The organism is Ralstonia sp. SET104, assembly GCF_003851545.1.
Lineage (GTDB): Bacteria > Pseudomonadota > Gammaproteobacteria > Burkholderiales > Burkholderiaceae > Ralstonia.
In genome coordinates this window covers 77,388-96,469 of the sequence record NZ_BHVX01000003.1, presented here as the reverse complement: position 1 = coordinate 96,469, position 19,082 = coordinate 77,388, and the positions used below count along the sequence as shown (strand labels likewise).

16 protein-coding genes are annotated in these 19,082 nt (G+C 63.7%); 4 read left to right on the top strand and 12 right to left on the bottom strand.

The genetic code is table 11. The features are described 5' to 3' along the window. Positions 1-10 precede the first annotated feature (10 nt). The 5 genes from uraD to PSUB009319_RS05065 all read right to left on the bottom strand — a co-directional run bounded on the left by uraD (position 11) and on the right by PSUB009319_RS05065 (position 5,314). The gene (uraD, locus tag PSUB009319_RS05085; protein ID WP_124381163.1) at positions 11-544 is read right to left on the bottom strand and encodes a 2-oxo-4-hydroxy-4-carboxy-5-ureidoimidazoline decarboxylase; all 534 of its coding nucleotides are present in this window, start codon (positions 542-544) and stop codon (positions 11-13) included. Next, the gene (puuE, locus tag PSUB009319_RS05080) at positions 541-1,503 is read right to left on the bottom strand and encodes an allantoinase PuuE (RefSeq protein WP_124381162.1); all 963 of its coding nucleotides are present in this window, start codon (positions 1,501-1,503) and stop codon (positions 541-543) included. Before puuE ends, uraD begins: the two co-directional genes overlap by 4 nt. A 111-nt stretch (positions 1,504-1,614) precedes the next feature. Continuing rightward, positions 1,615-3,045 carry an 8-oxoguanine deaminase gene (locus tag PSUB009319_RS05075; RefSeq protein WP_124381161.1) on the bottom strand — a complete coding sequence of 477 codons (1,431 nt, stop codon included), beginning with the start codon at positions 3,043-3,045 and terminating at the stop codon, positions 1,615-1,617. A 4-nt stretch (positions 3,046-3,049) separates the two neighbouring features. Next, the gene (locus PSUB009319_RS05070; RefSeq protein ID WP_124381160.1) at positions 3,050-4,459 is read right to left on the bottom strand and encodes a nucleobase:cation symporter-2 family protein; all 1,410 of its coding nucleotides are present in this window, start codon (positions 4,457-4,459) and stop codon (positions 3,050-3,052) included. 93 nt (positions 4,460-4,552) lie between these two features. Beyond that, the gene (locus PSUB009319_RS05065) at positions 4,553-5,314 is read right to left on the bottom strand and encodes a GntR family transcriptional regulator (protein WP_124381159.1); all 762 of its coding nucleotides are present in this window, start codon (positions 5,312-5,314) and stop codon (positions 4,553-4,555) included. A 387-nt stretch (positions 5,315-5,701) separates the two neighbouring features. On the opposite strand from PSUB009319_RS05065, the gene uraH reads away from it, so the two are divergent. Both uraH and PSUB009319_RS05055 read left to right on the top strand, forming a co-directional pair. Next, on the top strand, positions 5,702-6,055 hold the full coding sequence (gene uraH / locus PSUB009319_RS05060) for a hydroxyisourate hydrolase (RefSeq protein WP_124381158.1): 354 nt from the start codon (positions 5,702-5,704) through the stop codon (positions 6,053-6,055). Between the two features lie 17 nt (positions 6,056-6,072). After that, complete coding sequence (locus PSUB009319_RS05055) at positions 6,073-7,341, top strand: urate hydroxylase PuuD (RefSeq protein ID WP_124381157.1); 1,269 nt, start codon at positions 6,073-6,075, stop codon at positions 7,339-7,341. Positions 7,342-7,590: 249 nt separating this feature from the next. On the opposite strand, the gene PSUB009319_RS05050 is transcribed toward PSUB009319_RS05055, so the two are convergent. The 6 genes from PSUB009319_RS05050 to xdhA all read right to left on the bottom strand — a co-directional run bounded on the left by PSUB009319_RS05050 (position 7,591) and on the right by xdhA (position 15,762). Beyond that, on the bottom strand, positions 7,591-8,160 hold the full coding sequence (locus PSUB009319_RS05050) for a TMEM165/GDT1 family protein (RefSeq protein ID WP_124381156.1): 570 nt from the start codon (positions 8,158-8,160) through the stop codon (positions 7,591-7,593). Between the two features lie 252 nt (positions 8,161-8,412). Next, positions 8,413-9,747: a guanine deaminase gene (gene guaD, locus PSUB009319_RS05045; RefSeq protein WP_124381155.1), complete on the bottom strand. Its 1,335-nt coding sequence runs from the start codon at positions 9,745-9,747 to the stop codon at positions 8,413-8,415. 17 nt (positions 9,748-9,764) lie between these two features. Further along, a complete protein-coding gene (locus tag PSUB009319_RS05040) occupies positions 9,765-10,802 on the bottom strand; it encodes an adenosine deaminase (RefSeq protein ID WP_124381154.1) in 1,038 nt (345 codons plus the stop codon). A gap of 2 nt (positions 10,803-10,804) precedes the next feature. Further along, the gene (gene xdhC, locus PSUB009319_RS05035) at positions 10,805-11,839 is read right to left on the bottom strand and encodes a xanthine dehydrogenase accessory protein XdhC (RefSeq protein ID WP_124381153.1); all 1,035 of its coding nucleotides are present in this window, start codon (positions 11,837-11,839) and stop codon (positions 10,805-10,807) included. Between the two features lie 16 nt (positions 11,840-11,855). Beyond that, entirely contained in the window at positions 11,856-14,222 is a 2,367-nt protein-coding gene (gene xdhB, locus PSUB009319_RS05030) for a xanthine dehydrogenase molybdopterin binding subunit (RefSeq protein ID WP_124381152.1), read from the bottom strand. Between the two features lie 4 nt (positions 14,223-14,226). Then, positions 14,227-15,762, bottom strand: a complete 1,536-nt coding sequence (gene xdhA, locus PSUB009319_RS05025; protein WP_124381151.1) for a xanthine dehydrogenase small subunit — start codon at positions 15,760-15,762, stop codon at positions 14,227-14,229. Positions 15,763-15,974: 212 nt separating this feature from the next. Here xdhA and PSUB009319_RS05020 point away from each other — a divergent pair, with 212 nt between their 5' ends. Next, on the top strand, positions 15,975-16,922 hold the full coding sequence (locus tag PSUB009319_RS05020; RefSeq protein WP_124381150.1) for a LysR substrate-binding domain-containing protein: 948 nt from the start codon (positions 15,975-15,977) through the stop codon (positions 16,920-16,922). Positions 16,923-16,967: 45 nt separating this feature from the next. On the opposite strand, the gene PSUB009319_RS05015 is transcribed toward PSUB009319_RS05020, so the two are convergent. Further along, complete coding sequence (locus PSUB009319_RS05015; protein ID WP_124381149.1) at positions 16,968-17,816, bottom strand: substrate-binding domain-containing protein; 849 nt, start codon at positions 17,814-17,816, stop codon at positions 16,968-16,970. 158 nt (positions 17,817-17,974) lie between these two features. On the opposite strand from PSUB009319_RS05015, the gene PSUB009319_RS05010 reads away from it, so the two are divergent. Further along, a complete protein-coding gene (locus PSUB009319_RS05010) occupies positions 17,975-19,075 on the top strand; it encodes a substrate-binding domain-containing protein (RefSeq protein WP_124381148.1) in 1,101 nt (366 codons plus the stop codon). Positions 19,076-19,082 lie beyond the last annotated feature (7 nt).

Below are 19,082 nucleotides of genomic sequence, written 5' to 3'. Positions count from 1 at the left end.
GTTGTGCTGATTACCCTGAAATCAAATCGGTCAGGCGAAAACCCGCAATGCGATGAATCTGCTCGAGCGACGTGCGCAGTTCGGTATCGCGGTCGTTCTCAACGCGCTTGCTGAAGTTGTCGATGATCCCGTGGCGGTCATAGCCGCGCACCGCCAGGATGAACGGGAAGCCGAACTTTTCGTTGTACTGGGCGTTCAGTGCCTGCAGGCGCGCGAATTCTTCCGCCGTGCATTGGTCGAGTCCGGCGCCGGCTTGCTCGCGTGTCGATTCGGCGGTCAGTTCGCCGCGCACGGCGGCCTTGCCAGCCAGCTCCGGGTGAGCGCGCACAAGCTTGAGTTGCGAATCAATGTCCGCGGTATCCACGGCGTGCCGCATGGCGGCGGTCAGTGCGTCGGCGGATGCAAACGGGCGTTGCGTGGCGGCCTGTTCGGCCACCCACGGCGAGTGCTCATAGATGCCGCCCAGGGCCTGCACGAACTGCGCAGCGTCCATGCCGTTGAGTTGCTGAATGGTGTAAGGAGCGGAATACGTAGGCTGGCTCATGCTGCGGTGCTCAAAACGGGTTGCTTGACGTAAGGGTGGTGCTGGATCCAGTGCTGCGCGATATCGATACGGCGGCAGATCCACACCTTGTCGTGCGATTGCACGTAATCCAGAAAGCGCTGCAGCGCGCGGAAGCGCCCCGGGCGGCCCAGCAGGCGGCAGTGCATGCCGATCGACAGCATCTTCGGCTGCGCCAGGCCGCTGGGATCGCCTTCCTCGTACAGCACGTCGAAGGCGTCCTTGAGGTACTGGTAGAAGTGGTCGGCCGTGTTGAAGCCCTGCGGGCTGGCGAAGCGCATGTCGTTGGTGTCGAGCGTGTACGGCACGACCAGGTGCGGCTTGCGCTCACCGGACGAGACTTCGACCTCGGTCCAGAAGGGCAGGTCGTCGCCGTAGTAGTCGGCGTCGTAGGCGAAGCCGCCGTGCTCAACCACCAGGCGGCGCGTGTTGGGGCTGTCGCGGCCGGTGTACCAACCCAACGGCGCGTTGCCGGTGAGCTCGCGGATGATCTCTACGCCGATGCGCATGTGCTCGCGCTCTGTGGCTTCGTCTACGTTCTGGTAGTGGATCCAGCGCCACCCGTGGCAAGCGATTTCGTGGCCGAGGTCGACAAAGGCCTGCGTCACGTCTGGATGGCGCTGCAAGGCCATCGACACACCAAAGATGGTCAGCGGCAGACCGCGCTTTTCAAACTCACGCAGGATGCGCCACACGCCCGCGCGCGAGCCGTATTCGTAGATGCCTTCCATGCTCATGTGGCGGTCGGGGTAGGCCGCAGCGCCGATGATTTCAGAAAGGAACTGCTCGGAGGCGGCGTCACCATGCAGGACGCAGTTCTCACCACCTTCTTCGTAGTTGAGGACGAACTGCAGGGCCACGCGAGCACCGCCCGGCCAATTGGCATTCGGCGGGTTCTTGCCGTAACCGATGAGATCGCGCGGGTAGTTATTGTTTGTCATGGTTTTTTCATGTCGAGGAGACTTCATACAACACCGGTCAGGCAGTGGAATGCGGTTTTCCAAATTCACGACATCATGGATGGGTCATGAACCGTGCAAGGCCGCATCACGTCAGGCCGGAACTGCCCGGGCAGCCTGCGCCAGTTCCAGCGCGAGCCTCCGGTGAACCGTGAGATGGGCGTCGAGTTCGAGCGTGGTCAGGCGGCCGCCTTCGACGACCACGCGCCCATTGATCACGCTGTGCGCCACGTTGGACGGCGCGCAGAACACCAGCGCGGCGACCGGGTCGTGGTCTGCGCCGGCAAAGCTGACTTGGTGTCGATCAAAGCTGACAAAGTCCGCCGACATGCCTGGCGCCAGCGCGCCGATGTCATCGCGGCTGAGCACGCGGGCGCCGCCAAGTGTGGCGATTTCCAGTGCCTCGCGCGCGCTCATCGCCGTCGGGCCAAAGCCGACGCGTGCGAGCAGCATCGCCTGGCGCGTTTCGCCGAGCATGTGTGCGCCGTCGTTCGACGCGCTGCCGTCCACGCCCAGGCCAACCGGCACGCCGGCATCGCGCATGGTGCGAACGGGGGCGATGCCCGATGCCAGGCGCATGTTTGAGCACGGACAGTGCGCCACGCCTGTTCCGGTGCGTGCAAACACGTCGATGCCATGCGCGTCGAGCTTCACGCAGTGCGCGTGCCACACGTCGCGGCCGACCCAGCCGAGGTCTTCTGCGTACTCGGCTGGTGTCATGCCGAACTTCTCACGCGAGTAGGCGATGTCGTTGTCGTTCTCGGCCAGGTGGGTGTGCATCGACACGCCATAGCTGCGTGCGAGTTTGGCGGATTCACGCATCAGGTCGCGCGAGACAGAGAAGGGCGAGCACGGCGCCACCACCATGCGCAGCATGGCGTGGCGGTCGGCGTTGTGCCAGGTTTCAATCAGGCGCTGCGTTTCTTTGAGGATGGCCTCTTCGCCTTCGACCACGCGGTCTGGTGGCAGGCCGCCCTGGCTGCGGCCGACGCTCATGCTGCCGCGCGCGGCGTGAAAGCGCATGCCGATCTGCTGCGCGGCTTCGATGGAGTCATCCAGCCGGCTGCCGTTCGGATACAGGTACAGGTGATCGCTGGAGGTCGTGCAGCCTGAGAGCAGCAGTTCCGCCATCGCCGTGAGCGTGGACACACGCACCATCTCGGGCGTGAGGCCGGCCCACACCGGATACAGGTTCGTGAGCCAGCCGAACAGCTCGGCGTCCTGCGCGGCAGGCAGGGCGCGCGTCAGGCTCTGATACATGTGATGGTGCGTGTTGACAAAACCGGGCGTGACCACGTGGTCGCGCAGCTCCATCACGCGCACATTGGGCTGGCGGGTTGTGTGATGGAGGGCATCGCGGTATTGCGCCGGCAGATCGGCCGTGGGGCCCACCCATTCGATCACGCCACCGCGCGCCACCAGGGCGCCATCGGGAATTTCGCGGCGTTGCGCATCCATGGTGACCAGCACGTCGGCATGACGGGCGATCAGGAGCGGGTCGGTGTGCGCGACGGTGGCGTTCATGCGGTTACTCCGTGCCGTGGGTGTTGGCGGCAGCGTCGCGCATTGCGTGCTCGGCCGACTGCATGCCGTTGTAGTAGAGGTTCAGGATGACGGCGACCAGCGTGCCCAGCACGATGCCGCTGTGCGTGACCGGCTCCAGCCAGTGGGGCAGGTACTGGAAGAAGGTTGGTGCCAGCGTCGGGATCATGCCGAAGCCGATCGAGATCGCCACGATGAACAGGTTGTGGCGGTACTTGTTGAAATCGATCGAGCCCAGGATGCGCACGCCCGTGGCCGCCACCATGCCGAACATCACGATGCCCGCGCCGCCCAGCACGAACGATGGCACCGAGGCAACGATGTGCGCCATCTTCGGAAACAGGCCCAGCAGGATCAGGATCAGGCCGCCCATGGCCGCCACATAGCGAGAACGCACGCCCGTGACCGTCACCAGCCCCACGTTCTGCGAGAACGACGTGTACGGGAACGTGTTGAACAGGCCACCGATCACGGTGCCCAGACCATCGGCACGCAGGCCGCGCGTGAGGTCATCGTTCGAGAGCTTCTTGCCGGTGATTTCTGCCAATGCCAAGAACATGCCGGTCGATTCCACCAGCGTGATCATCATCACGATGCACATCGAGGCGATGGCGCCAAAGTGGAAGGTCGGCATGCCAAAGTGCAGCGGCGTGATGACGGCCACCATATCTGCATCGGCAATGCCCGCAAAGCTCACCTTGCCGAACGCCATGGCGATGAACGTGCCGATCACGATGCCCAGCAGCACGGCGATATTGCTGATCAGGCCGCGGCCGTACTTCGTCAGCAGCAGGATGATGACCAGCACTGCCAGCGCAATGCCAAGGCCGCTCAAGTCGCCATACGCCGGGTTGGGCACGGTCTTGAGCACGCCGTCGACCATGGTCTTCATGGTCGGCTGGCCGCCTGCGGCCCAGTTGATGCCGACGCCCATCAGCGACATGCCGATCAGCGTGATGACTGTGCCCGTCACGACCGGCGGAAAGAGACCCAGCACGCGCCCCATGAGCGGCGCGACGATGATGCCGAACAAGCCTGCCGCAATTACCGCGCCGTAGATGCCCAGCAGGCCGATGGAGGGATCGGTGCCGATGGCGATCATCGGGCCGACCGAGGCGAAGGTCACGCCCATCATGACGGGCATGCGAATGCCGAACTTCCACACTCCGAAGGCCTGGATGAGTGTGGCCAGACCGGCGGCAAATAAATCGGCGTTGATGAGGAAAGCGAGCTGTTCCTTGGGCAGATGCAGTGCACCGCCCACAATCAGAGGCACTGCGACAGTGCCTGCATACATCACCAATACATGTTGCAGGCCCAATGCGAGCAGGCGTCCGTACGCCACGCGCTCATTGGTCAGGTCCGCCGTGGGGGCGGCGAGGGTGCTGCTTGCCATAAAGGTCTCCTTCAGGTGGTGAGCCGGACGGGCGTCCGGCTTGTGGCGGCCAGCCTCTGTCGTGCCAGCTCGCCCGATACAGCAAAACTGGTCCTAGACGTTGCCCTTCTCGCTGCCGCGCGGGCCTAATACCGAGCGCAGATCGAAATCAGCGGGCGCCTCGGGGCGCACGCGATCGGCGCAGCATTGCAAGTGCTGGGCCATGTGGGCTTGTGCGGCGCTCGCGTCGCCGCGCTCCAGTGCGTTGAGAATGTCGAGGTGCTCGTCGAACGAGCAGGCGTTGTGGCCGGGCGCTTCCACGCTGGCGATCATCAGCGTGGTGCGCGAGACCAGGCGGCGCATCATCTCGACCACCAGCGGGTTGCCGGCCTGCTCGGCCAGCGCGACGTGGAATTCCGCCGACAGGCGAATCCAGCGCGGGCGGTCGTGTGTAACGAAGGCTTGACGCTCTTCCTTGACGAGCTCCACCAGCGGCGCGATGGCTGCCTTCGGGTTGGCACTGTGGCCAACCTTGTCGAGCACCGCGCGCTCCAGGATCTGGCGCAGCTCGAACATGGCGTGAGCTTCGTCAATGGAGGGCGCGGCAATGAACGCGCCGCGATTCGGCTCCAGATCAACCAGGCCGTCAGCCGCCAACTGGGAGAAGACTTTGCGCACCGTATGGCGCGCGGTGGCATAGATTTCGCAAAGCGAGTGCTCCGTCAGCTTGGTGCGCGGGGGCAAGCGGTGCTCCATGATCGCGTCGTAGATCTCGTGGTACATCCGTTCTTCGACCGACATACGTGTTGCTCCCGATGCCTTGGCGCCCGACTTCGACGTCATTTCCGTGGAGACCAGCTTGAGATTCTTGGACATGGCAGACCCGTCTTTAAGCGATGCGATGCAGCATCAGCAACTGCGAAAACCTGTTGACAATTATTCGTGGGCGCCTTCAATATTGTCAACAAAATGCGTTCGGTAATCCGACAAACTAGGGAAATCCCTGTTTCAAGCCCAGTCTAGGGACACGGTGGAAACATGGAGTCGGACCCAGAACGAGCGACGGCTTTGCCGGTTTGGCATGTCGCCTCCCAACATGGGCGGCAGGCGTAAACCGGCTGGACGCGCGCCGGGATGCGTGCACAGCACGTACCGAGCGGGCCCCGGTGCCAGCCCTTATCCACACAAGGACGCAAGGGTTTGGCGCGAGGTGCAAGTGGAGGCAGCGGCGCTTCTGAAAATTCGAACTACAGAGGAAGACAAATGGGACGCTTGACCACCCATGTGCTCGACACCGCTGCAGGCACGCCGGGACAAAACCTGGCGATCGCTCTGTTCAAAATTGTCGACAATCAACGCCAACCGATCAAATCGGTTCGCACCAATCACGATGGCCGTTGCGATGCGCCGCTGCTTGAAGGCGACACACTGCAGACCGGCGTCTATGAGCTGGACTTCGCGGTGGGCGACTACTACCGCGCGGCCGGCGTCAAACTCCCCGAGCCCGCGTTCCTCGACGTGGTGACGCTGCGCTTTGGCGTGGCCGATACCGGCGCGCACTACCACGTGCCGCTGCTGGTGTCGCCGTGGTCGTATTCGACCTATCGCGGCAGCTAACAGGGCAGGGAGTCATCATGGAAGGCTATATCCTCGACTGGGCCAACTTGCTCTTGCGTTGGCTGCACGTGATCGTCGCGATTGCGTGGATCGGCTCATCGTTCTACTTCGTCTGGCTCGATAACAGCCTGACCAAGCCGACGGCACCCGACCTGAAGGACAAGGGTGTTGACGGCGAACTCTGGGCTGTGCACGGCGGCGGGTTCTACAACCCGCAGAAGTACCTGCTGGCGCCCAAGCAACTGCCGGATCATCTGCACTGGTTCTACTGGGAGTCGTACTCCACCTGGATGTCAGGCTTTGCGCTGTTGACGGTGGTGTACCTGTTCAACGCCAACGTCTACATGATCGACCGCAGCGTGTTCGACATGACGGCGACGACGGCGGTGCTGCTGGCGCTGGGCTTCCTGGTGGTCGGCTGGCTGGTGTACGACACCATCTGTCGCGTGTTCGGCAAGAACGACCGTGTGGTGGGCATTCTGGTGGCGGTCTACGTGGCACTGGCTGCGTTTGCGGCGTGCCACCTGTTCTCGGGCCGCGCGGCATTCCTGCTGATCGGCGCGATGATCGCAACCATCATGAGCGCCAACGTGTTCTTCTGGATTATTCCGGGCCAACGCAAGGTGGTGGCATCGCTCAAGGCGGGCGAGAAGCCGGACCCGATCCACGGCAAGCGCGGCAAGCAGCGCAGCGTGCACAACACGTATTTCACGTTGCCGGTGCTGTTCGCGATGCTGTCGAACCACTACAGCATGACGTACGCCTTCAAGTACAACTGGGCTGTGCTGGTGCTGATCATGCTGGCTGGCGTGCTGATCCGTCAGTTCTTCATCCTGAAGCACAAAGGCGTGGTGAACTGGGCGTATCCGGCAGCGGGCGTGGCTGTGCTGCTAGGTGTGGCGGTGTGGCTGGCGCCGGTATCGCGTCCGGCTGCTCCGGTGGCGGAGGCTCCGGCAGCAACGGCGCCTGCGGCACCGACAGAAGGCGGCGCCTCGGCACCCGCTGCAGCCACTCTGGCAGCCGCTGGCGGTTCGGACTTCGCCAAAGTACAGGCAGTCGTTACCGCACGGTGCTACCAATGTCACTCGGCGCATCCTACCCTGATGCCTTCGCCGGCTAAGGGCGTGTTGCTCGATACGCCGGAAGAATTGGGCAAGCATGCCCAGCTCGTCTACCAGCAGGTCGTGCAGCAAAAGCTGATGCCGCTGGGCAACGTGACGCAAATCACCGACGACGAACGCACGATCATCGCCAAGTGGTTTGAGGGCGGCGCCAAGACCAACTAAGGCGCACGTCAGAGCAAGAGCAGAAATACGGAAACGGTTTATCGGAGCATGTCATTCGTTCCCTAGCGGGTGACATGACCGGTGAGGGTTGAACGGGGCTACGGCCCCGTTTTTTTTGTCCTGAGAATTGCTTGGGCTGCCGTATGCAGCATGCTTTTCGGCGCTGTGGAGTTGGCGTGTCTACGGGCGCATAACGCTCGCTATCGATCATGGGTAGGCTCTGAAGCGAGCGCTCAGAGCCCTTGTCGATTACTTACCGACGCCCAGCAGTGCCAGCACACCCAGCACGAGGAAGATCAACGCAGCAATCCGATGCACCAGCTTGATCGGCATGCGCGCAGCGAACTTGTTGCCCATCAGCACCGCTGGCACATTGGCCAGCATCATGCCGAAGGTCGTACCTGCTACCACCCACGCGATGTCATGGAAACGCGCCGCGAGCGCTACGGTGGCGATCTGCGTCTTGTCGCCCATTTCTGCAAAGAAGAACGCCACGACAGTGGTACCGATGATGCCCAGGCCACGCGTGTCCTTGGGCGCTTCGTCGTCATCCAGCTTGTCCGGGATCAGCATCCACCCGGCCATCGCGATGAAGGCCGCGCCCAGAATCCAGCGCAGCACGTTTTCACCGAGCACGTGCGTAATCCAGCCGCCGACGGCGCCGGCCAGCGCATGGTTGACGAGCGTGGAGACGAAGATGCCGATGATGATCGGCACCGGCTTGCGAAAACGCGCGGCCAGCAGGATCGACAGCAGTTGGGTTTTGTCGCCGATTTCCGCGAGGGCGACGATGCCGGTTGAGACGAGGAAGGCTTCCATGTTGTAGTGGTGTCCGGGCCGTGTGCGAACCAATGACGCACCGCTGCCGGCCCTGTCCGCAGTGGTGTGTCATCGGTCTCGCCAGGCGCGTCACCCAGGTGCCACGCATCTTTCGATACTGTGCACCCGGAGTGGCTGCTGACCACGCCATAACCGTCTGCCATTGCAGCGACGGTCAAGTCTGTTGACGTGGCCCCCAGGGTATCGACCCCGGGCGGCTACTCCCCAATGGAAGCCGCGATTATACGAGGATCAGCTTGCCGCGCCAACCGCAAATTTGGCTGGCTCGCCCTGGATGTAAGTGGCGCTCACCGCACGATCCTCGCCCAGCAGCGCCAGCGAGAACAGCAGTTCCTCCAGCGTTTCCGAGCGTGCATTACGGCGTGCCAGCAGCGGCGTGGCGGCCGGGTCCAGCACGATGAAATCAGCTTCTGCGCCCGGCACGAAACTGCCGATGCGGTCTTCCCAGCCCAGCGCTTCAGCCGCGCCGCGCGTGGCCAGGTAGAACATGCGCAGCGCGGTCAGGTGATAGCCGCCCATGCGCGCAACCTTGTGTGCCGTGCCCATCGTGCGCAGCATCGAGAACGAGCTGCCGCCGCCCACGTCGGTGGCGAGCGTGAGCGCCAGGCGGTGTGCGTCATTCTTGTGGAAGTTGTACAGGCCGCTGCCCAGGAACAGGTTAGACGTGGGGCAGTGCGCCACGGCCGCACCGGATTCGGCCATGCGCTGGCGGTCGCTATCGTCCAGCCAGATGGCGTGGCCGTAGAAGGCGCCTTTGCGCAGCAGGCCGTAGCGGTCGTACACGTCCAGATAGCTGCGCGCGTTCGGGAACAGGTCGGCCACCCATTTCACCTCGTCCGGGTTTTCGGCGACGTGCGTCTGGATGAAGACGTCCTTGTACTGCTTGGCCAGTTCTGCGCAGGCTTGCAATTGTGCTTCGCTTGAGGTGGGCGCAAAGCGCGGCGTGATGGCGTAGCCCAGGCGGTCTTTGCCGTGCCAGCGCGAGATCAGGTCTGCCGTGTCGCGCGCGCCGGATTCGGCCGTGTCGCGCAGGTATTCCGGGCAGTTGCGATCCATCATCACCTTGCCGGTGATCAGGCGCATGCCGCGTTGCTGTGCCTGCTGGAAGAGCGTTTCTGCGGAGCCGCGATGCACGGTGCTCCACACCATCGCGCTGGTCGTGCCGTTGCGCAGCAGTTCATCGAGAAAGAAGGATGCAACGCCGGCGGCGTACTGCTCGCTCTCGAAGCGGCGCTCTTCCGGGAAGGTGTACGTCTCCAGCCAGTGCAACAGGCCCGGCGACGGCGACGCGATCATGTCCGTCTGCGGGAAGTGGATGTGCGTGTCGATGAAGCCGGGCACGATCAGCTTGCCGCTGGTGTCGTGTAGTTGCGTGCCGGCGGGCAGATCCTCGCGCAGCGTGGCGTAATCACCGGCCCGCACGACTTTGCCGCCCATGACCACGAGCAGGCCGTCTTCCCAATATTCATAGGCATCGTGCTCGCGATACTGCGGATCGTGCAGGAAATGCAGCACGCGGCCGCGGTAGGCGTGAACGGTGTTGGAAGTCGGAGGCATCGTGCTCATCGTCGTCTCGTGATGTTTTAGTGTGTGGCTTTCCAGTGGTCGTCGACCTTGGCCAGCCACAGGGCTTTGTCCTGCTCGGGCAGGAAGGACGCCTCGAAGCTGTTGCGCGCGAGCGTATGCGCGTCGGCGGCGGACAGGTTGAGGGCGTTGAAGGTGGCGAGCCAGTTGGTGTTCATGTAGCCACCGAAGTAGGCCGGATCATCGGAGTGCAGGGTCACTGCGCAGCCGGCGTCCAGCAGTTGCTTGAGCGAGTGATCGCGCAAATCGGGGTAGACCTTCAGTTTTTCGTTCGACAGCGGGCAAACCGTCAGCGCGACGCGCTCGGCGGCCAGGCGCTTGACGAGCGCTGCATCGTCGATAGCGCGCACGCCGTGGTCGATGCGCTCTACCTTCAGGATATCGAGGGCGTCGATCACGTATTGCGCCGGGCCTTCCTCGCCAGCGTGGGCGACCAGGCGCAGGCCGAGTTCCTTGCAGCGGGCGAACACGCGCGCGAACTTCTCCGGCGGATTGCCGCGCTCCGACGAATCCAGCCCCACACCGACGATGCGGTTCGCCGGATCCTGGATATAGGGCAGGGCAGCTTCCAGCGTGGCAAACGCATCTTCCTCGCTCAGATGGCGCAGGAAGCAGAGGATCAGCCGGCTGGAGAAACCGTGCTCGCGCTCGGCGTCATCCAGTGCGCGGACGATGCCGTGGATGACCACATGTATCGGCACGTTGCGTGTGGTGTGCGTTTGCGGGTCGAAGAAGATCTCTGCGTGATGGACGTTGTCTGCCAGCGCACGCGCCACATATGCGGCGGTCATATCGTAGAAATCCTGCTCGGTGAGCAGCACGCTGGCGCCCGCGTAGTACAGGTCGAGGAACGATTGCAGATCGTCGAAAGCGTATGCGGCGCGCAGGTCTTCAACCGATGCATATGGCAGCTTGACGCCGTTGCGCTTGGCCAGCGCAAACATCAGTTCGGGTTCGAGCGAGCCTTCAATGTGGATGTGCAGTTCGGCTTTCGGGCTGGTGGCGATGCGTTCTGCAAGGGCGGCGGAGATCGGCATGATCAGACAGGTGTGGGGACGCGGTAAGGAACCGCCGCCCCACCACTGGCTGTGGTGAGCGCATGCTGTTGAAGCTCACGCACTTGCAGGAGTTGGGCGACGACGGATACCGCAATGATATCTGGCGCCTTGTCCACGATGCCCGCAATGCCAATCGGGCACACCATTTCCGGCAAGCGTGCCGGGTCCACACCGTGCTCGACCATGCGGTGCTCAAAGCGTGCGCGCTTGGTCTTGGAGCCGATCAGGCCAAAGTAGGCAAAGTCCGTGCGGCGCATGATTCGCTCGCACAGCGCCAGGTCCAACGCATGGTTGTGCGTCATGACCAGGAAGTAGCTGCCGGCGGGCGCGTGGTCGATCACGGCTTCCGGCGTATCGGTGGATTCGATCACGACGTTTGGCGGCACCTTGGCGGGGAACGGGAACATCGCATCGCGTTCGTCCACCCATGTGACGCGGCAGGGCAGGTGGGCCAGCGCACGCACGATAGCGTGGCCGACATGGCCAGCGCCGCACAACACGATCGACATGTCGGGCGGCAGCACCGTTTGCGTGAAGCCTGCAGCGTCAAGCGTCACGCCTGCGGCGGCGGCATCGCCAATCGTTGCTTCAACGTTCACAGTCGCATCTGCGCAGACGATGCGGCGCAGGCTGCGGCGCTGGCGCATGGCGTCGTCGGCCTGGGCAATCCACTCTGCGTCACGTGCATCGAGTCGTTCCAGCGACAGGCGGACCACCCCGCCGCAGCATTGTCCAAGCGCTGGGCCCAGCGGAATGCGCACGAACTGGCGGCGGGCTTCTCCAATGGCTTCGGGCACGTCCATCATCGCTTGCGCGATTTCCATCGCGCGCCATTCCAGATGACCACCGCCGATGGTGCCGAAGAAGCCATCGTCACACACCAGCATCAACGTGCCGGGTTCACGCGGGGCGGAGCCCTGCACGTCCGTCACTGTGACCAGAACACACGGCCGCCCGGCTTGCACGGTGGCAAGCACGTCGGCAAAGCGAAATGGGCGCAGTTGTGTGTGGTCCATGACGTCGTCTCCGAACTCAAGCAGACAGCGGGGCGCTGCGGATGGCGTCCACGGCCTTGAGGATTTCTTCGCTGGTGGCGGGCGCGTTCAGCGGCGGGTTGGTGCGGCCGTCACCCACGGCGGCCACCGCATCGCGGATGGCGAAGAACACCGAGAACGGCAGCAGCAGTGGCGGTTCGCCCAGCGCCTTGGAGCGGTGGATGCTGTCTTCCACGTTGGCGTTGTTGAACAGATGCACGCGGAAGTCCGGCGGGCAGTCGTTGACGGTCGGGATCTTGTAGGTGGACGGCGCATGCGTCATCAGCTTGCCGTTCTTGTTCCACCACAGTTCTTCCGTAGTGAGCCAGCCCATGCCCTGGATGAACGCGCCTTCCACCTGGCCGATATCAATGGCCGGGTTGATCGAGCGGCCGGCGTCGTGCAGCACGTCGGCACGCAGCAGGCGCCATTCGCCGGTGAGGGTGTCGACCACCACTTCCGATACCGCAGCACCGTACGCGTAGTAGTAGAAGGGGCGGCCCTTGAGCTTGGACTGATCCCAGTGCAGCTTGGGCGTGGCATAGAAACCGTCGGACCACAATTGCACGCGTGCAACGTAGGCCTTGCCGATCAGCTCGTCAAACGGCACCTGGCGCGCACCGATTTCCAGGTGGTCGCCGATGAGGGTCACGGTCTCGATGGGCACTTCGTAGTGTTCGGTGGCAAACGCGATCAGGCGTTGGCGGATCTGGCGGGCGGCGTCCTGCGCTGCCTTGCCGTTCAGATCGCTGCCGGTGGATGCGGCTGTGGCAGACGTGTTGGCCACCTTGCTGGTGTCGGTTGCCGTTACGCGGATGCGCGTGAATGACACACCCAGTTCGTGCGCCACCACCTGCGCCACCTTGGTGTTCAGGCCCTGGCCCATTTCGGTGCCGCCGTGGTTCACAAGGATCGAACCATCGTTGTACACGTGCACCAGCGCGCCGGCCTGATTGAAGTGCTTGACGTTGAACGAGATGCCGAACTTCACGGGCGTGAGCGCCAGGCCGCGCTTGAGTACCGGGCTGGTCGCGTTGAACGCGCGGATCGCTTCGCGGCGGGCGCGGTAGTCAGACGACGCTTCCAGCTCATCCAGCAACTCGTGGATGACGTTGTCTTCCACGGTTTGGCCGTACGGCGTGATGTTGTTCTTGTCTTTGCCGTACAGATTGGCGCGGCGCACGTCGAGCGCATCCTTGCCGACCGAGCGCGCGATGTTGTCCATGATGTATTCGATGGCGAACGCGCCCTGCGGGCCGCCAAAGCCGCGGAAGGCGGTATTCGACTGCGTGTTGGTGCGTGCGCAGAAACCGTCGATCTCCACTTCCGGTAGCCAGTAGGCGTTGTCGAAATGACAGATGGCGCGCGTCATCACCGGGCCGGACAGGTCGGCCGAGAAACCGGCGCGCGAGGTCATGTCGCACTTGATGCCCTGGATGCGGCCGTTGTCGTCATAACCGGCTTCGTAGGCAAAGCGGAAATCGTGACGCTTGCCGGTGATCATCATGTCGTCGTCGCGGTCCGGACGGAGCTTGACAGGGCAGGCAAGCTTCCATGCCGCCAGCGATGCACAACACGCGAACAGGCCCGACTGCGATTCTTTGCCGCCGAAGCCACCGCCCATGCGCCGGCATTCCACCAGCACCTGGTTGGCGTGCCAGCCCAGCATGTGCGACACCATGTGCTGCATCTCGGTCGGGTGCTGGGTCGAGCACCACACGTGCATGCCGTTGTCTTCCTTGGGCACGGCGTACGAGATCTGGCTTTCCAGATAGAACTGTTCCTGGCCGCCCAGCGACATCTGGCCGGCCTCTGAATGCGGCGCCGCGGCGATGCGCTCGGACGGCTCGCCACGCTTGAGGTGCATCGGGGGCAGCACGGAGCGGCCAGCCGCGCGCGCTTCTTCCGGCGTCAGCAACGGGGGCAGGACTTCATAATCGATCTGCCCCAAGCGCGCTGCGCGACGCGCAGCATCGTGCGACGTGGCGACCACGATAAACATCGGCTGGCCGATAAAGTGCACCGTATCAGTGGCCAGGATCGGGTCGTCGTGGATGATCGGGCCGCAGTCATTGGTGCCCGGAATGTCGGCTGACGTGAACACAGCCACCACGCCCGGCGCGGCTTTCACGCGATCCAGGTCCATGTTGACGATGCGCGCATGGGCTTGCGTGCTCATGCCCAGCGCAGCGTGCAGCGTGCCGGCCAGTTCGGGAATGTCGTCTGTGTACGTAGCGGTGCCCGCAACGTGCAGATGCGCAGATTCGTGCGGGCGCGAAATGCCCACCACAGCACCGCGCTGGCCAGGCATGGCTGCAGCAATATCGGCTTCCGCCAGCAGGAAGGCTTCGGTTTGCTTGTTCATGTTCTTAGGCTGCTGTGAGGGTATTCAATTCGACCGCGCGCACATTGATCTGTTCGGGCGTGAGCGGCGCATCGGTGCGGGTCTCCAGCCAGAAGCGGTACACCGTGTTGGCCGCTGAGATGCGGCGGTAGTTGTCGGTGGCGCGCATGTCGGTCAGCGGGGTGTAGTCGCGCGACATGGCTGCCATGGCAGCACGCGCGGTCGCTTCGTTCCACGGCTGGCCGACGATGGCGGCTTCGGTTTCAGCGGCGCGCTTGGACGTTGCCGCCATGCCGCCGTAGGCGATGCGTGCGCTGCGCACAATATCGCCGTCCAGCTCGATGGCGAGTGCTGCGCACACGGCGGAGATGTCTTCGTCAAAGCGCTTGGACAACTTGTACGTGCGCAAGCGCATGGCGTCGCGGCCTTCGCGCGCGGGAATGCGCAGGCCGGCCACGAATTCGCCTTCTTCCATCGCGTTCTTCTGATAGGCGATGTAGAGGTCTTCGAGCGGCAGTTCGCGGCGCCGCATTTCGTCACCCCCGCCACGCTGCAGCACGACGCGCGTGCCGATGGCGATAAGTGCCGGGGCAGAGTCACCGATCGGCGAGCCGTTGGCGACGTTGCCGCCCAGCGTGCCGGCATTGCGGATCGGCAGCGAGGCAAAGCGCTTCCACAGCTCGGTCAGCTCGGGGTAGTCCACGGCGAGGAATTCGTAGGCCTTTTCCAGCGAGACAGCGGCGCCGATCTCGATCCAGCCGTCGCGCTTTTCCAGTGCGTACAGGTCGGCCACTTGGCCGATGTAAAGGATGTCGCCCAGATCGCGGAACTGCTTGGTGACCCACAGGCCGACGTCGGTGCTGCCGGCCAGGATGCGGATAGTCGGGTGCGCAGCCTTGATGGCGGCAAACGCCGAGGCAGTGCGCGGTGCGTAGAAGCGCGGTGCCTTTTCGGTTCCGACGGGTGCGTAGCTGAAGGTGTCGCTGCGTTGCAGGCTGCGCAGCGTCTGCGCCAGTTGCGTGCGGTCAAGGCCGGTATTCGCAGCCGGCGAGGGCAGCTCGAACATGCGCTCGCCCGCGTCGATGATGGGGCGGTAGCCGGTGCAGCGGCACAGGTTGCCGGTCAGCGAATCGCAGATGGTCTGGCGCGAGGGGATCGGCGCCTCGGTGCCGGTGTTCTCGTACAGCGCGTAAAGCGACATCACGAAGCCCGGCGTGCAGAAGCCGCATTGCGAGCCGTGGCACTCGACCATCGCCTGTTGCACCGGGTGCAGCGTGCCATCCTTGCCGCGCACGTCTTCCACGGTGAACAGCGCCTTGCCGTCGAGCGTGGGCAGGAACTGGATACACGCGTTGACGGCCTTCAGGCCGACGCTGCCGTCTTCCTGCAGCTCGCCCAGCACGACGGTACATGCACCGCAATCGCCCTCAGCGCACCCTTCCTTGGTGCCGGTGCAGTGCGCGTCTTCACGCAGGTATTGAAGCACCGTACGGGTAATCGGGGCATCCGTGACGGTGCGCACCTGGCCGCGGTGAAAGAAGCGGATGGGCTGAGTCTCCATGGGGTTCTACGCCTGTTTGTGTGTATGACGGAACCATAGCACCGGGTCGGGAAGGCAATATTTGGCCCATGTGATAACCCGCATCGGAAAGCCAAAATCCGGGGTATACCCGCCAGTAGCGGTCTGGCGGCGCGGCGTGCAAGTGACATACACTGACAGCGTCCCCCAGCACGTTTTTTAGACCGCACGGCGTTGCCCGTGCTCGCCCTCAGATGCACGGCAAAGATCACCTCGATACCTACCTCCTGCGCGTTCTCTACACGCTGCTCACCGAGCAGAGCGTGACGCGCACGGCGGTCAAGCTCGGCCAGTCACAGCCGGCCATCAGCAACACGCTCAAGCGCCTGCGCGAGATCACGGGCGACGCCATCCTCGTGCGCGGCAAGAACGGCATGGTGCCGACCGAGCGCGGCCACGACCTGCTGGCCCTCGCGCAGCAAAGCCTGGAGGCCATGGAGCGCATCGCGCGCCCGTCGCAGGAGTTTGACCCCGGCAACACCACGCGCACCTTCCACCTGGGCGCACCGGATTACCTCGACGCGTTCTTCCTGCCGAACATCGTCGAGCGTCTGCGCAAACAGGCGCCGCAGGCCAAGCTGGTCGTGCATCCGCTCAATGCCGGGGTCGATTACCTGGCCGCGCTGGAGCAGGGCGGCATGGATCTGGTGATCGGCAACTGGCTCTCGCCGCCCGAGCATCTGCATATTTCGCCGCTGTTTGACGATGAAGTCGTCTGCATGCTGGGTGCGCAGCACCCGCTGGCGCGCAAGGGCATCTCGCTCAAGCATTACGTAGAGATGCCGCACCTGGCGCCCGCGCCCTATGCCGTCATGCAGCGCAGCATGATCGATCAGGCGCTTGCAGAGCAGGGGCTCAAGCGCCAGATCCAGGTGTCGCTGCCGTATTTCGGGCTGGTGCCTTATGTGCTGATGCGCACCGATCTGGTGTTTACCACCGGCCGCCAGTTTGCTGCGCATTGCGCGCAGTATCTGCCGATCCGCATCCTGCCGACGCCCATGGCGTTCCCGAAGATGCGTTTCTACCAGCTCTGGCATGAGCGCAGCCACGCGGCGCCCGATGTGATGTGGCTGCGCCGCATGATCGGCGAGGTGGCGGGCGAGCTGCCGCAACACCCGCAACTGGAAACGGCAGTGGCCTGAACCTGGGCCACCACCGTTCTGTTCTGTCATGCACCGGGGCGGAGCTTACTTTCCGCTTGCGGTCGCCTTCCCGTAGTCCGGGAAAAACACCTGCTCCCCGTTGACCTTGAAGTCGGCAATCACCTGCTGGCCGGCGGCAGACGTGATCCATTCAATCAGCCTGGTTGCATCGGTGTAGTTGATGCTCGGGTATTTCTTCGGGTTGACGGCGATGATGCCGTACGGGTTGAACATGCGCGGGTCACCGGCCAGCACGATGTCGAGGCCCGTCTTGGCGCGGTAAGCGCCGTAGGTTGCGCGGTCCGACAGCGTGTAGGCGTTCATCTGCGCTGCCATGTTCAGGACTTCGCCCATCCCGAGGCCCGCGCTGACATACCAGGGTTTGCCCTTGGGGTCGATGTTGGCCGCTTTCCAGTACGCCTTTTCCATGACGTCGGTGCCGGAATTGTCACCACGCGAGACGAACTTGGCGCTGGTTTTCTCGCCCGCCGCGGCAATGGTTTCTATCCCCTGAATGACGTTTTTCTGACCGCGCACGTGGGCCGGGTCGGCTTCCGGGCCGACGAGGATGAAATCGTTGTACATCACGTCGCGGCGGTCGATGCCGCCGCCCGACGCCACGAAGGCGTCTTCCAGTTGGCGGGCGTGCACGAGCACGACATCCACGTCGCCCGATTCCCCCAGTTTGATGGCCTTGCCGGTGCCAACGGCAATCACGTGCACATGGACGCCGGTGGCCGCTTCAAATTTGGGCAGCAAGACTTTGAGCAGGCCGGAATTTTCGGTGCTGGTGGTGGTTGCCATGCGGAGATCACCAGCATATGCGGCCGTGGAGACCACGAGTGTCATGCAGATGAGAGCTGACAGCCGAAGGGTTCGGGAGAATCGGAGCATGTTGTGGAGCGCAGAGATAAGGCGTGGACGCTTTATGTCGGATGCTGCATGATGGCGGCAACGTCGGGGGCAGTCAGCGGCCACGAGATGCCCGCCCCGGAATGAGCGGAATTGTTCTCCTGGGCCATGGCTGAAGTAAATAGGAAACTAAAAACATAATGACATTCCAGTTCGAAGTATTTCCGGTGGTGGGGCCGGACGATAATCCGCGCGCCAATAGCAAGGTGTTTCAGTTGCTGCGGGCGGTGCGCGAGACGGGGTCGCTGCACCGGGCGGCAAAGCAGGTGGGACTGTCATACCGGCACGCCTGGGGGGTGATGCGGTCGTGGGAAGAGATGCTCGGCCGCTCGCTGCTCGACATGGAGCGCGGCCGCGGCGCCTCGCTCACGCTCTTTGGCGAGCGCATGTTGCGTGCTGAGATGCGCCTGCGCGAGCAGCTTGATCCGGTGCTGCACCAGGCCATGGGGCAGTTTTTGTCGGAGCTGGAGGACGCTTCCCAGTCGCAGTCGCGCATCCGGTTTTCGGGCAGCCATGACCCGGCTGTGGAGGTGCTGGCCGAAACCTTTGCCCGGCAAAGCCACGGAGCGCACATCGACACCGTGTTCTGCAGCGCTGTTGAAGGGCTGATCTGCCTGCAGGAAAAGCAATGCGAGGTGGCTGGCTTCTATGTGGCGCCGCAGCAGGGAGCGGGTTCGATCGCGCACCAGACCTTGCGCAAGTGGTTGCGCCCGACCGCCGTGCGCCTGATCGCCCTGGCCGATCGTGAGCAGGGGCTGATGATGTCGGCTGAGTGGGCGGGGCGGGTGCAGTCGTTGGGGGATCTGGCGCGCACGCAGGCGCGCTTCATCAACCGGCAGCGCAGCTCGGGCACGCGTTTGCTGTTCGACCAGTTGCTGGTGGGTGCGGGGCTGTATCCCGACCAGATTCACGGCTACGACGAGCAGGAGTTCTCCAGCGACAAGATCGCCGTGGCCGTGCAGGAAGGGCGGGCCGACATCGGTTTCGGCCTGCGCCCGGGTGCCGAAGCCCATGGCTTGCATTTCGTACCGCTGACGCGCGAAACGTACTACCTTGCGGTGCGCCGCAATGATGCGCTCTCCCCCTGGGTGCGCGAGCTGATCGAGCGCATCGGTCAGCCCGCCTTCCGTGAAGGCCTGAGCCATCTCGCCGGCTACCGGCCGGCCGAACATGTGTCGCTGCTTACCGCAGACCAGGCGCTGCCCTGGCACGCTGACGAGGCCCGCGCGCTGGTCCGCTGAAGTCGTG